The organism is Microbacterium phycohabitans (genome assembly GCF_032464935.1).
Classification (GTDB): domain Bacteria; phylum Actinomycetota; class Actinomycetes; order Actinomycetales; family Microbacteriaceae; genus Microbacterium; species Microbacterium phycohabitans.
In genome coordinates this window covers 501,096-515,307 of the sequence record NZ_JAWDIT010000002.1, presented here as the reverse complement: position 1 = coordinate 515,307, position 14,212 = coordinate 501,096, and the positions used below count along the sequence as shown (strand labels likewise).

The 14,212-nt window shown below is 66.8% G+C and carries 10 protein-coding genes; 9 read left to right on the top strand and 1 reads right to left on the bottom strand.

Translation table 11 applies throughout. The features are described 5' to 3' along the window. The first annotated feature begins 140 nt into the window (after positions 1 to 140). From RWH44_RS06810 to RWH44_RS06790, 5 genes are read left to right on the top strand one after another with little or no spacing between them, the layout of a single operon-like run. On the top strand, positions 141 to 1,652 hold the full coding sequence (locus RWH44_RS06810; RefSeq protein WP_316003988.1) for an ABC transporter substrate-binding protein: 1,512 nt from the start codon (positions 141 to 143) through the stop codon (positions 1,650 to 1,652). A gap of 36 nt (positions 1,653 to 1,688) precedes the next feature. Then, complete coding sequence (locus tag RWH44_RS06805) at positions 1,689 to 2,621, top strand: ABC transporter permease (protein WP_316003987.1); 933 nt, start codon at positions 1,689 to 1,691, stop codon at positions 2,619 to 2,621. Beyond that, positions 2,621 to 3,520: an ABC transporter permease gene (locus tag RWH44_RS06800; protein WP_298877026.1), complete on the top strand. Its 900-nt coding sequence runs from the start codon at positions 2,621 to 2,623 to the stop codon at positions 3,518 to 3,520. The genes RWH44_RS06805 and RWH44_RS06800 overlap by 1 nt, the downstream gene beginning before the upstream one ends. Then, the gene (locus RWH44_RS06795; protein ID WP_316003986.1) at positions 3,520 to 5,265 is read left to right on the top strand and encodes a dipeptide ABC transporter ATP-binding protein; all 1,746 of its coding nucleotides are present in this window, start codon (positions 3,520 to 3,522) and stop codon (positions 5,263 to 5,265) included. The genes RWH44_RS06800 and RWH44_RS06795 overlap by 1 nt, the downstream gene beginning before the upstream one ends. After that, positions 5,262 to 6,671 carry an amidase gene (locus tag RWH44_RS06790; protein WP_316003985.1) on the top strand — a complete coding sequence of 470 codons (1,410 nt, stop codon included), beginning with the start codon at positions 5,262 to 5,264 and terminating at the stop codon, positions 6,669 to 6,671. Before RWH44_RS06795 ends, RWH44_RS06790 begins: the two co-directional genes overlap by 4 nt. A gap of 147 nt (positions 6,672 to 6,818) precedes the next feature. Here RWH44_RS06790 and RWH44_RS06785 read toward each other — a convergent pair whose 3' ends face one another. Beyond that, positions 6,819 to 7,397 carry a hypothetical protein gene (locus RWH44_RS06785; protein ID WP_316003984.1) on the bottom strand — a complete coding sequence of 193 codons (579 nt, stop codon included), beginning with the start codon at positions 7,395 to 7,397 and terminating at the stop codon, positions 6,819 to 6,821. On the opposite strand from RWH44_RS06785, the gene RWH44_RS06780 reads away from it, so the two are divergent. From RWH44_RS06780 to RWH44_RS06765, 4 genes are all read left to right on the top strand, one after another. Beyond that, positions 7,345 to 7,815 (top strand): MmyB family transcriptional regulator, encoded by a 471-nt coding sequence (locus RWH44_RS06780; RefSeq protein ID WP_316003983.1) that lies wholly within the window; start codon positions 7,345 to 7,347, stop codon positions 7,813 to 7,815. The two genes, RWH44_RS06785 and RWH44_RS06780, sit on opposite strands and share 53 nt — an antisense overlap. Before the next feature lie 135 nt (positions 7,816 to 7,950). Further along, positions 7,951 to 9,900 carry a type I restriction-modification system subunit M gene (locus RWH44_RS06775; protein ID WP_316003982.1) on the top strand — a complete coding sequence of 650 codons (1,950 nt, stop codon included), beginning with the start codon at positions 7,951 to 7,953 and terminating at the stop codon, positions 9,898 to 9,900. Then, positions 9,897 to 11,090: a restriction endonuclease subunit S gene (locus RWH44_RS06770; protein ID WP_316003981.1), complete on the top strand. Its 1,194-nt coding sequence runs from the start codon at positions 9,897 to 9,899 to the stop codon at positions 11,088 to 11,090. Before RWH44_RS06775 ends, RWH44_RS06770 begins: the two co-directional genes overlap by 4 nt. Beyond that, on the top strand, positions 11,087 to 14,203 hold the full coding sequence (locus RWH44_RS06765; protein ID WP_316003980.1) for a type I restriction endonuclease subunit R: 3,117 nt from the start codon (positions 11,087 to 11,089) through the stop codon (positions 14,201 to 14,203). The genes RWH44_RS06770 and RWH44_RS06765 overlap by 4 nt, the downstream gene beginning before the upstream one ends. Positions 14,204 to 14,212: the final 9 nt, after the last annotated feature.

Sequence of the window (14,212 nt, the reverse complement as noted above, 5' to 3'; positions counted from 1 at the left end):
GGTTTCAGCGAAAGGCACCCCGTGTAAACACTCTGTTTCCTGGCTTGCCCCGCCGAGTTCCCTGATCCTATCGTTCGATTACTGGTCAGACCAGTAGACCGATTCTCGACTCAGCCGCACCCCACACCAGGAGTAAACCCGTGACTCTTCTCTCCCGACGCTCCGGCGCCGCGGTGGTCGGAGCAGCCGCCCTCGCGCTGGCTCTCACCGCCTGCGCGGGCAGCAGCGCCCCCGCAGCCGGCACCGCCCACGACCCGGTCGCCACCATCGGACTCACGGGCGAACCGACGAACTTCGACCTCACCACCACCTCGGGGGCCGCCATCCCGCAGGTGCTGCTCAACAACGTCTACGAGACCCTCGTCTCGCTCGACCAGGACGGCGAGATCGTCCCGCAGCTCGCGACCGCGTGGACGGTCAGCGACGACGGCCTGACCTACGACTTCACCCTCCACGAGGGCGTGACCTTCTCCAGCGGCGCGGAATTCACCGCCGACGACGTGAAGTTCTCGCTCGAGCGCGTCAAGACGAACTGGACCATCAATCAGGGCAAGATGGCGCTCCTCGACCACGTCGAGGTCGTCTCGCCCACCGAGGCCAAGGTCGTGCTGACCAAGCCCAGCAACTCGTGGCTGTACAACATGGCCGGCACCGTCGGCATCATGTTCGACACCGACGGCGTCGCCGACCTCGCCAACACCCCCGTCGGCACGGGCCCGTTCACGATCACCGAGCGCGTGCAGGGCGACCACATCTCGCTCGCCGCCCGCGATGACTACTGGGGCGAGGCGCCGCAGATGAAGGACATCACGCTGCGCTACTTCGCCGACGCCACCGCCAGCACCAACGCGCTGCGGGCGGGCGACGTCGACATGCTCTACAACATGCAGGCGCCCGACCTCGTCTCGCAGTTCGAGACCGACTCCGCCTTCCAGGTGCTCCAGGGCACGTCGAACGGCGAGATCCTGCTCGGCCTGAACAACCAGGCCGCACCCTTCGACGACGAGCGCGTGCGTCAGGCGATCGCGTACGGCATCGACCGCCAGGCGGTCCTGGATGCCGCGTGGGCCGGCTACGGCCAGCTCATCGGCGCGATGGTGCCCCCGACCGACCCGTACTACGAAGACCTCAACGACCTGTACCCCTACGACCCCGACAAGGCGCGCGAGCTGCTCGCCGAGGCCGGAGCGGAAGACCTGTCGATCACGTTCAAGGTGCCCACGCGTCCCTACGCCACAGCGGTCGCCGAGGTCGTCGTCTCGCAGCTCGCCGAGATCGGCGTCACCGCGAAGATCGAGACCCTCGAGTTCCCGGCCGTCTGGCTCGACGAGGTGTTCACGAAGGACGACTACGAGATGACGGTCATCCTCGCGGTCGAGCCGCGCGACATCCTGACGGTGTTCAACGACCCCGACTACTACATCGGCTACGACAACTCGAAGATCGCCCCCATCGCCGCCGCGGCCGACGCGGGAACGAAGGAGGAGTGGATCGAGGGCATGAAGAAGGTCGCGAAGACCACCGCCGAAGACGTGGCATCCCTGCCCCTGTTCCTCTTCCCGAACATCGTCGTGGCGGATGCCGCACTCACGGGCATCGCGCCCAACGCGGTGACCGAGTCGCTCAACATGACGAAGCTCGCCTGGAACTGACCCCACCCACCCGATAGATCCTGAAAGGGGGCGACCGTGCCTCTCCGTCTTCTCAAGCTCGCAGGGACCTTCCTGGCCACCGTCTGGGTGTCCTCGCTGCTGGTCTTCGTGCTGCTGCGAGTCATGCCGGGTGACCCGGCCACGGTCGCCCTCGGGACCGACGCCACCGCCGAGCAGCTCGACGCCTGGCGCGCGCAGTACGGCACCACGGCTCCCCTGTGGGAGCAGTACCTGCAGTGGATCGGGGGAGTCCTCCGGGGCGACTTCGGTACCTCGTACGTGACTCAGGCCGCGATCGCTCCGACGCTGATCGAGCGGGCCCAGGTCACCCTGCTGCTCGTCGCCCTCGCCATGGTCGTGGCGCTCATCGTGGCCGTGCCGCTCGGCACGTTCTCGGCGATGCGCCACGGCAAGGCCAGCGGCGGGGTCGTCTCGGCCCTGTCGCAGATCGGCGTCGCCCTCCCGAGCTTCCTCGTCGGGATGCTGCTCATCGCCGTCTTCGCGATCCACCTCCGCTGGCTGCCCTCGGGCGGCTGGCGGTGGGGGCCCGACGTGCTCCGCTACGCGGTCCTGCCCGTGCTCGCCCTCGGGTCGGTGCAGGCGTCGATCCTCACCCGGTACGTGCGTTCCGCGGTGCTCGAGATCAAGGCCGAGGACTTCCTGCGCACCGCCCGCTCGAAGGGCCTCACCGCGAACGCGGCCCTCATCCGTCACGGCCTCAAGAACGCCAGCGTCCCGGTGCTGACGGTGGTGGGTGTGCAGCTCGCGGGCCTTCTCGTCGGCGCGGTCGTCGTGGAGCGGGTGTTCGCGATCCCCGGTCTCGGCAGCTACCTCGTGGATGCCGTGGCCAACCGCGACCTGCTGGCGGTGCAGAGCATCGTGCTGCTGCTGGTGCTCGCGGTCGTCGTCATCAACTTCCTCGTCGACGTGGCCTACACCTCGATCGACCCCCGTCTCCGGAGGGCCTGATGTCCACCACTTCCCTCACCGCCCGCCCCGAACCGGGCACCGCGCCCGAGGCGAGCGTCCGCGAGCGCCGCGCTCGCCGCGAGCGTCGCCCGCTCGAGCCGGGCCTGGTCATCGGCGGCGCGCTCATCCTGCTGGTGGCTCTGACCGCCCTGGTCTCGCTGATCTGGACCCCCTACGACCCGACCCTGGCCGTGGCATCCGATCGCCTCCAGCCGCCGTCGCCCGCCCACTGGATGGGAACCGACCGGTACGGCCGCGACGTGCTCTCGCAGGTCATGGCCGGAGCCCAGATCACGATGCTCGTCGGCACGATCGCCGTCGCCATCGGCCTGGTGATCGGCGCCCCCCTCGGCATCCTGGCGGGAATGCGGCCGAAGCGCGCGGGCGTGCTCGTGATGGGCGGCAGCGACGTGCTCATGGCGTTCCCGGGCCTGCTGCTCGCGATCGTGTTCGGCGCGATCTTCGGCGGCGGCACCGTCACCGCGATGATCGCCCTCGGCATCGGATCGGCGCCGGCGTTCGCCCGCGTGGCCCGCGCCGGGACGATGCAGGTGATGTCGATGGACTACGTGTTCGCGGCGAAGGCCGCCAACCGCCCCGAGGTCGCCATCGCGGTGCGGCACGTGCTGCCGAACATCGGCGGGATGCTGATCGTGCAGTGCTCGGTGAACTTCGCCATCGCGGTGCTCGCCGAGGCGGGGCTGTCGTTCCTGGGCCTCGGGACCATGCCGCCGACCCCGTCGTGGGGCCGCATGCTGCTGGATTCGCAGCAGTTCCTGGGCACGAGCGACTACCTCATCATCTTCCCGGGCCTGGCCATCGCCATCGCCGTGCTCGGGTTCAACCTCTTCGGCGACGGTCTGCGCGACCGGCTCGATCCCAAACTCAGGAGTCGATGATGTCCTCTCTTCTGCAGACCGGCCCCGTGGCCACCCCGCCCGTCGAGGGCCGCGCCGTCGAGGTGACCGACCTCACCATCCGCTCCGGCGACCGCACGCTCGTGTCGGAGCTGTCGTTCCACATCGAGCGCGGCGAACGCGTCGGCCTGATCGGCGAGTCCGGTTCGGGCAAGTCGCTCACCTCCCTCGCCGTGATGGGACTGCTGCCCGCCAACCTCCACGCGGAGGGAACCGTCCACGTCGGCAGCGACGAGCGCAACCTCGTCGACCTCGGGGAGCGCGAGCTCGCCGGCATCCGGGGCACGCGCTCGGCGATGGTGTTCCAGGAGCCGATGACCGCGCTCAACCCGCTCATGCAGGTGGGTCCGCAGATCGCCGAGGCGATGATCGTGCACGGCACGCAGCGCGACCGCCGGGCCGCGAACGCCCGCGCGTTGCAGCTGCTGCAGGACGTCGGCATCCCCTCTCCCGCCGAAGCGGCGCAGGCCTACCCGCACCAGCTGTCGGGTGGTCAGCGTCAGCGCGTGGTGCTCGCCATTGCGCTGGCGAACGACCCCGAGCTGCTCGTGTGCGACGAGCCCACGACCGCCCTCGACGTCACCGTGCAGAAGCAGGTGCTCGACCTCGTGCTCGCGACCGTGAAGCGCCGCGACACGGGACTGCTCTTCATCACCCATGACCTCGCCGTGGTCGGCGAGACGTGCGAGCGGGTGCTCGTGATGAACAAGGGCGAGGTGGTCGAGCGCGGCTCGATCGACCAGATCTTCACCCGCCCGCAGCACCCGTACACGCGGGGGCTGCTCGCGGCATCCGATCTCTCGGCCACCGACGACCAGGGCAAGCTCTTCACGGTCGCCACCGCGGCGAACTACCGCCCGGGGCACGCGGTGTCGCGCATGACCGCCGCCGCTCCCGAAATCTCGGGCGACGTGGTGCGGGTCGAGAACCTCACCCGCGTGTACAAGTCCCCGCGCACGTCGCTGTTCACCGCGCCTCGCGAGGTGAAGGCCCTCAACGGCGTCTCGTTCTCGATCGCCGCGGGCGACCGGTTCGGCATCGTCGGCGAGTCGGGCTCGGGCAAGTCGACGCTGCTGCGGCTGCTGTCGGGCCTCGACCAGCCCACGTCGGGCGAGCTCGAGGTCGTGGGCCGGAGCCTCGTGAAGGCCGGAGCGAAAGACCTCGCCGAGCTGCGCCGCAACCTGCAGATCGTGTTCCAAGACCCGATGGCGTCGCTCGATCCGCGCATGCGCATTTGTGACATCGTCGCCGAGCCCCTCCTGAACGCCGCGAACCTCGAGCATGGCACCGCGATGGGCGCCAAGGAGCGAGCGGATGCCGTGGCCGAGATGATCGAGGCGGTGGGCCTGCCGCGCGACGCGGTGGACCGCTTCCCGCACCAGTTCTCGGGCGGGCAGCGCCAGCGCATCTCGATCGCCCGTGCGCTGGTGTGCCGCCCGCGCATCCTCGTCGCCGACGAGCCGGTCAGCGCGCTCGACGTGTCGGTGCGCGCGCAGGTGCTGAACCTGCTCGCCGACCTCGTGGACGAGTACCGGCTCACCCTGATCTTCGTCTCGCACGACCTCCACGTCGTGCGGTACCTGTGCGATCGCGTCGCGGTCATGCGCAAGGGCGAGATCGTCGAGCAGGGTCCGACGGAGTCGGTCTATTCCTCCCCCCAGCAGGAGTACACGCGCGTGCTCATCGACGCGACTCCGACCATCAGCCACGTGCAGGAGACGCGATGACCGCGCAGCCCACCATCACCGCCCCGATCGAGATGACCGGCGCCGCCCTCACCGCCGGGTACGCGTCGGGGGAGTTCACCCCGGTGGATGCCGCCGAGTCGGTGCTCGCCGACATCGCCGCCCGCAACCCCGAGATCAACGCCTTCACCGACCTCGACCCCGCTCAGGTGCTCCAGGATGCCGCGGCCTCGGCCGCCCGGTGGGAGCGCGGTGAGCAGCGGGGACCGCTGGACGGCGTGCCCGTCACGGTGAAGGAGAACTTCGTGCGGGCGGGGATCCCGGCGCACGCGGGTGTCGCCGGTACCGCCGGTGTGATCCCCGAGCGCGACTCGCCCGTCGTGGAGCGCCTGCTCGAGCAGGGCGCGGTCATCGTCGGCTCCACGACCATGCCCGACTGGGGCATGCTCTCGTCGGGGGTGTCGAGCCTGTCGGGCATCACCCGCAGCCCGTGGAACCCGGAGTGGACCGTGGGTGGTTCGAGCTCGGGGGCGGGGGCGGCCGCCGCGGCCGGTTTCGGTGCCGTCCACATGGGAACCGACATCGGCGGCTCGGTGCGCCTGCCCGCCGCGTGGACGGGTGTCGCGACCCTCAAGCCCAGCAACGGCCGCATTCCGCTCGACAACCCGTACTTCGGCCGTTCGGCGGGTCCGCTGGCACGCACGGTCGCCGACGTGGCGCTCGGCATGCACGCCGTCGCCCGCCCCGACGAGCGCGACTACACCTCGCTTCCGGATGCCGACATCGACTGGTTCGACCTCGACACCGACGTGCGGGGCCGCCGCATCGCCGTGCACATCGACCCGGGCGCGGGTATGCCCGTCGATCCGGAGGTTCGCGCGGCCGTGCTGCGCGCCGCGGACCTCTTCTCGGATGCCGGAGCCGAGGTCGTGGAGTTGCCGGCGTTCATCGACGACGGCATCCTGCGCGACATCGACGACTTCTGGCGCATCCGCTTCTGGCGCACCTACCTGGGCCTGTCGCACGAGGCGAAGATCGCCGTGCTGCCGTACATCGCCGACTGGGTGCACCCCGGTTCCGACATGACCGGCCGCCGCGCCCTCGAGGCGTACGAAACGTTCGGCGAGCTGCAGAAGCGCACGGTCGCGGCGACGTCGGCGTTCGACGGGGTGCTCGCGCCTGTCGCTCCGGTGGCGGCGTTCCCCGCGGAATGGCCGATGCCGTGGGGCTTCGACGCGAGCGAGGCCATGTCGCACATCGCGTTCACGCTGCCGTACAACATGTCGGGTCAGCCGGCGTCGTCGGTGAACTGCGGGTTCACCGCGGATGGGCGGCCGATCGGGTTGCAGATCTCGGGGCGGCGGTTCGCTGATCTGGAGACGCTGCGGTTGACGGCTTGGTACGAGGGGGCGCGGCCGGTGGACGCGAGGCCGGTGTTTCCGAACTGAGCATCGGGGGCGGATGCCGCGTGCCCGCGTGACGGCGCGGGGTCGCGGTGTCCGTTCCACGGGCGGCTGCCAGTGGGGGAGTCAGCCGCCCGGTGATGCCGCGGTCTCTCGCTTCGGCGAGGGGCCGCGGTGTTCGTGGGGCCGGGCTCAGGGCTGCCAGAAGCCCACCGCGCACAGCAGCCGCGTCTCGTCGTCGGCGCCCGCGGGCGGCTCGATCGCGGGAGGGAACACGCCCCACTGCCGCCATTCGTCGGCGTGCGGCACGACGTGCTCGTTCAGCCCGTCGATGAGTTCGGGAGACAGGTGGAACGGGATGCCGAAGTGCTTCGCGATCGAGTACGCCTGGAACGCGCGGTAGGTCGCAATGTGCGCGAAGCCTTCCGCCGCCGGGTAGTCGCCGTACGTGAACCGGAACGTCTCGGCGAAGTCGCCCGCCCGCACGGCGGCGGTGGCCGTGTCGTTGAGCGCGTCGTACGAGGCGATCGGGTCGTCGCCGAGCAGGTCGGCGTCGGCGTACGGGTCGCCGTCGGCGGCCGCGCGTCCGGCGATCACGTCGGGGATCCACGCTTCGTCGTACGCGTGACGCCCGATGATGCCGAGCAGCGTCGGCGATTCGAGCTGACTCCACTCCTTCGGCACGGGCGCCGAGAAGTCGGCGGGATCGATCTGGTCGATGACCTCGCGCAGCGCGGCGTCGGCGTGGAGGAAGAGCTGGTCCAGTGTCATGGCGCCGACCGTACTCCCGAGCGCCGACACGGGACAGACTCCACATGCGATTCATGTTCCTCACCCCCCCTACACACGCGAACTGCGCCGCGACTGGGCGGACGAGGCGGCGTCGGCGGTAGCGTCGCTGCGGTTCGTGGCGGGGCAGTATCCGGACGATCGCGCGCTCGCCGAGCTGGTGGGGGAGTTGTCGATGAACAGTCGGGAGTTCGCGCGCCTGTGGGCGAAGCACGACGTGCGGTTGTGTTCGAGCGGGACGAAGCGGCTGCACCACCCGCAGGTGGGCGACCTCGACCTGCATTACGAGGTACTGCACCTGCCCGACAGCAACGGCCAGCGGCTACTCACGCACACGGCGGCGGGGAGTGCGGCGGCGGATGCGCTGGCGCTGCTGGGATGCCGGCGCGAAGCCGCGTGAATCGATGCCAACACCCATGCGGAAGGCCCGCGTCGCGGTTGCGCTCATCGTTGAACACCCAACGATGAGCGAGTATTGAGGAGATCGCGGCGCGGACGCCGCCTGCTCGCTGCTCGACCTTCGGAGTGCCTACCTGTGGTCAACCATGTCAACTTCATCTGGAACATCGCCGAATCTCTGCGCGGTCCGTTCAAGCCCTCTGAGTACGGCTCGGTCGTCCTCCCGTTCACGGTGCTTCGGCGGCTCGACGCAGTTCTGGCGGACACCAAAGCGCAGGTACTGAAAGTTGCTCCGACCGTCGATCAGGCCCCAGATGTGCTGCGGCACATGAAGCTGACGGATGCGGCAGCCCACCAGTTCTACAACACGTCGCCGTTCAACTTCGCGAAGCTCGTCGCCGACCCGCAGGATCTCCGAGCGAACCTGTCGTCGTACCTCGCAGGGTTCTCTGCGAACGTGCGCGACATCTTCGAGCGGTTCGAGTTCGACAAGACGCTGAACAAGCTGGCGGAGAAGAACAAGCTGTTCGCAGTGACGGAGAAGTTCGCGCAGGCCGACTTCCATCCCCGCACGGTTAGCAACATCCAGATGGGCCTCGTGTTCGAGGAACTGATCCGGTTCGCGAACGAGAAGTCGAACGAGACCGCCGGTGACCACTACACCCCCCGCGAGGTCATCAAGCTCATGGTCGAGCTGCTGTTCGCTCTCGACGACGACGCCCTCTCGAAGTCGGGCGTGGTGCGGTCCATCTACGACCCGACTGCCGGCACCGGTGGCATGCTCTCGGTCGCGGACGAGTATCTCCGCAAGATGAACCCGGGAATCCAGCTCAGCCTGTACGGGCAGGACTACAACGACGCCTCGTACGCGATCTGCAAGGCCGACATGGTCATCAAGGGCCAGGACGTCGACAACATCGCCCTCGGCGACACCCTCACCGAAGACGCATTCGACGACAAGAAGTTTGACTACGGCCTCTCCAACCCACCCTTCGGCGTCGACTGGAAAGACCAACGCACCCACGTCGACGACGAACACATCAAGCTCGGCTTCAACGGCCGCTTTGGGCCTGGCACCCCCGCGGTCAGCGACGGCGCCATGCTGTTCCTCCTCCACCTTGTATCGAAGATGCGCAAGCCCGAAGACGGCGGCTCCCGCATGGCGATCGTCCTCAACGGGTCGCCGCTGTTCTCCGGCGGCGCCGGCGGCGGCGAGTCGAACATCCGCAAGTGGCTGCTCGACAACGACCTCGTCGGGGCGATCATCGGACTGCCGAAAGACATGTTTTACAACACCGGCATCTCTACCTACATCTGGGTCCTCACCAACCGCAAGGACGACGACCGCAAGGGCCGGGTGCAACTCATCGACGGCCGAGAGATGTTCACCAAGCTCCGCAAGGGCCTCGGCTCCAAGCGCAACGAACTCTCCCCGCAGAACATCGAGACCATCGTCGGCCTGTACGCCGGGTTCGAGGACGGCGAGCACTCGAAGATCTTCCGCAACGAGGACTTCCTCTACCGCACCATCACCGTCGAACGCCCCCTCAAACTCAACTGGCATGGCACCTCCGCACGCATCGACGCAGTCTTCGAGGCGAAGGCGGTCCAGAAGCTGAACGAGAGAGATGCCGCCGCCCTCCGTGCCGCCCTGGCCCGCCTCGGCCCCGACACGGTCTGGAAGAACCGTTCTGAGTTCCAGAAGATGCTGAAGGATGCCGCGAAAGCCGAAGGCCTCACGCTCCCCGCGCCGCTGCTGAAGGCAGTGATGACGGAGCTCGGTGCGCAGGACGACACCGCCGACATCTGCACCGATCCGAAGGGCAACCCGGAGCCGGACAGCTCGCTCCGCGACACCGAGAACGTGCCCTGGGACGAAGACATCGAAGCCTACGTCGCCCGCGAGGTTCTTCCGTACGCGCCTGACGCTTGGGTCGACCAGTCCAAGACCAAGGAAGGTGCGGAGATCCCCTTCACCCGCCACTTCTACCGATACGTCCCACCCCGCCCACTCGAAGAGATCGACCGCGACCTCGAATCCGTCATGGACCAACTACGGGCAATGCTCGTCGAGGTCGAGCGGTGAGTGCACCCTGGCTTGGCGAGCTTCCGCCGGGGTGGCAGGAGATCTCGCTTCGCTATCTCGCGCGGGTCGAGACAGGCTCCCGTGACACCGTGGACGCGGTGCCGGGTGGCGAGTACCCCTTCATCATTCGGTCGCAGAAGCCGCTGGAGATCGACACGTACTCCTACGACACAGAGGCAGTCCTCACCGCCGGGGATGGGGCTGTCGGTGAGATCTTCCACCACGTCGATGGTCGATTCGAAGTCCATCAGCGGGTCTACGTGATGCACGACTTTCGCGGCATGCACGGACGGTTCTTCTATTACTACTTCTCCTCGGAGTTCGGTCAGACAGTCGCGTACGGGGGAGCGCAGTCGACGGTCGCCTCCTTGCGGCGTCCGATGTTTACAGGGTTCCCGGTGGCGGTGCCGCCCCTGGATGTCCAGCGCGCGATCGCGGGCTATCTGGATCGGGAGACGGGGCAGATCGACGCGTTTATCGCGAAGAACAAGGAACTCATCACGCTCCTCACCGAACGCCGCGACAGCGTCTGGAGCGACCTCTATATGAAGGCGGCGAGGACTGCCCGGCCCGTTCCACTTCGGAGATTCGTTTCATCGATCGCCGACGGACCGTTTGGCTCTTCCCTGACGTCGGCGCACTATTCTGACGCAGGGACGCGTGTGATTCGCTTGGGCAACATCGGCATCAACGAGTTCAAGGCCGGTGACGAGGCGTTCGTTTCCGATGAGTACGCGGCGACGCTGACCGCTCACGCGGCGGCCGCAGGCGACGTAATCGTGGCCGGACTCGGTGATGACCGTATGCCCTTGGGGCGCGCGTGCGTGCTGCCGGACATTGGACCCGCGATCGTGAAGGCGGATTGCTACCGAGTTCGGCCAGTGCACGGTCTCTCGTCGGATTTTCTTGCGTGGGTTCTTTCGGCACCTCCAACCCGCGGCCTCATGAAGCTGGCCGCCCGAGGGTCGACCCGCGAGCGACTGAATACATCGGTGGTGCTCGATGTCGAGGTGCCGATCCCAGACCCAGAAACTCAGGCGGCGCTCGTCAGGCAGTTTGCATCCAGTGCTTCGAGAATCGACGTCGCTCGGAGTGTCGCGGAGCGCGGCGTTGCGCTTGCCCGTGAGCGTCGTGGGGCACTGATTTCGGCTGCGGTGACGGGGAAGATCGATGTGGGGGTGTCGGTGTGAGCGGTGTCGCGGGGGCGCATCTGGAGTCGGTGCTGGAGAACGAGATTGCCGAGCATCTCGCCGCGAACGGGTGGCTGTACTCCCCGACCGATGCCGGATATGACCGTGAGCTGGCGTTGTTCCCCGCGGATGTGCTCGGTTGGTTGGAGGATTCGCAGCCGACCGAGTTTGGAAAGGTCGTCCGCCCTGGTGACACCGATGCTCAGCGGAAGGCCGCGGGCAACAGCATCCTGTCTCGTCTGGCGAAGTCTCTGGATCTTGATCCGTTGAAGAACGGTGGGACGATTCGGATTCTGCATGAGGGTTTCTCGATGGTTCCGTTGCATGGGGGTGCGGTGAAGTTCCGGTTGGCGCAGTTCCGGCCAGCGACGACTCAGAACCCGGACACGGTCGAGGCGTACGGGAAGATGCGGGTGCGGGTGATGCGTCAGGTGCATTACTCGGTGAAGCATCCCAACAAGGCGTTGGATCTGGTGCTGTTCGTAAACGGCATCCCGGTCACGACGGTGGAGTTGAAGACGGACTTCACTCAGGTGATCGGTAACGCGGTGAACCAGTACCGGTTTGACCGGTCGCCGGCCGGTGAGCCGCTGTTCGGGTTCGCGAAGCGGTCGTTGGTGCATTTCGTGGTGTCGAACTCCGAGGTGCGGATGACGACGAAGCTCGCCGGGCCGAACACGCGGTTCCTGCCGTTCAACAAGGGGGCGGACGAGGGTGCGGGGAACCCCGTGAACCCCGACGGGTCAGCGTCCTCGTACTTCTGGGAGGAGATCCTGCAGCGCGACACCTGGTTGCAGTTGCTGGGGTCGTTCGTGCACCTTCAGGTCGAGGTCGATGTCGACCCCGACACCGGGAAGAAGACGAAGACCGAGAAGATCCTGTTCCCGCGGTACCACCAGTGGCGGGCCGTGACCCGTCTGGTGGATGCGGCGCGAGCGGCGGGGCCGGGGAACCGATACCTGGTGCAGCACTCGGCAGGCTCGGGGAAGACGAACTCGATCTCGTGGCTCGCGCATCGCCTGTCGCAGCTGCACGACGACGCGAACGCGAGGGTGTTCGATACGGTCGTAGTGGTCACCGATCGGACGGTGCTGGACAAGCAGCTGCAGGACTCGATCAGCCAGTTCGAGAAGCAGGCCGGGGTGGTGCAGTCGATCACGAAGGATGCGGGCGAGTCGAAGTCGAAGCAGCTCGCCGATGCGCTGACCGGCGGCAAGAACATCGTGATTGTGACGATTCAGTCTTTTGAGGCGCTGATCACCGCTATCCAGACCATGCCCGAGTTGAAGGGGCGCCGATTCGCGGTGATCGCGGACGAGGCCCACTCCTCGCAGACGGGGTCCACCGCCGGCGCGTTGACAAAGGTGCTGTCCCCGGACGAACAGGCCGCGATCGCCGAAGGCGCTCCGATCAACTCGGAGGCATACCTGCAGTGGGCGATGGAAGTCACCGCGGCTGCCCCGAACATCTCCTACTTCGCGTTCACCGCCACCCCGAAAGCGAAGACCCTCGAACTGTTCGGACGGGTACCGGATGGTGCAGGGCCGGATGCGACTCCGGAGCCGTTCGATCTGTACTCGATGCAGCAGGCGATCGAGGAGGGATTCATCCTCGATGTGCTGCAGAACTACACCCCGTACAAGGTGGCGTGGAAGCTGCAGCACCCGGGTGCGGACTATGACGCGCACGGTGAGGTCGACGAGTCAACCGCCGTAAAGGCACTCGTGCAGTACGTGCGGTTGCACTCGACGAATATCAGCCAGAAGGCGAAGATCGTCGTCGACCACTTCTCCGCCTACGCGAAGCCGTTGCTCGACGGTAAGGCGAAAGCGATGGTCGTCACCGGGTCGCGTAAGGAGGCGGTGCGGTGGAAGAAGTACCTCGATGCCTACATCACGGATGCCGGCGTGCAGGGTGTCCGGTCGTTGGTGGCGTTCTCGGGTACGCTCGACGACCCCGACGACGTGGGTGATGGGCTGACGGAGAAGACGCAGAACCCGGGTCTGCACACCTCGGATCTCGCGGAGGCATTTAGGCCGTCAACGTTCAACGTGATGATCGTGGCGGAGAAGTTCCAGACAGGGTTCGACCAGCCACGCCTCGTCGCAATGTACGTGGACAAGAAGCTCGGCGGTGTTCAGGCCGTGCAGACTCTGTCCCGGCTGAACCGCACGTACCCGGGCAAGGACAAGACCTTTGTTCTCGACTTCGTCAACGAGCCCCTCGACGTGCTCGATGCGTTCAAGGACTACTACCGCAAGGCGGAGTTGACCGCGCTCACCGACCCGAACCTCATCTACGACCTCGTTACGAAGCTCGATGCGTCGGGGATTTACACAATGAGCGAAGTGGAGCAGGCGTTCGATGCGGCCCTCGCCGGTGAGAAAAACGCGAACTCGAAGGTGTCGGCGGCGACAACGCCGTCGGTGGACCGCTTCGGCAAGCGCTGGCTCAACGCGGTGCTCGACGGCGACAAGAGCGAGCAAGACGAGCTGCGTCTGTTCAAAGCGGATGCCGGCCAGTTCGTGAAGTTCTACGACTTCATCTCGCAGGTCCGGAACCTCGAAGACACCGACCTGCCGCGTCGGCACTACTTCTTCCGCCGCATCCTTCCGCAGTTGTCCACCGCGACTTATGAGGAGCCGGTCGACATTTCTCAGGTGCAGCTCGTCGGGTACAAGATCACTGCGGGCGAGGCTGTGAAGCTGAACCTGGAGAAGGGGCCAGGGCTCGACCCGATCACCGCGATTGGCTCCGGGGCGATTCACGAGAAGCACCGCAGCGCTCTCGAGGAGATTATCGAGAAGCTGAATGAACGCCTCGGCGACAAATATGGCGTCGGTGTGATCGACATCACCATGAACCACATCGTCGGCAAGCTCGCCCTCGATTACGACCTCGCCCGGCAAGCCGAGGTGAACACGCCCCAGCAGTTCGCCGAGTCGCCGGCGCTGCCGAAGGCGTTCACGAAGGCAGTCGTGGAGGTGCGCGAAGAGACGCCCGCGTTCATCGACGATCTGCTCGGCGACGGTGGGTTGTTTGCGGAGTTGGGGAAGGCGCTCCCGGCGATGCTCTATGAGTACCTGAAAGACAAGGGTGCGGCGCGTGGCTGACCTCAAACT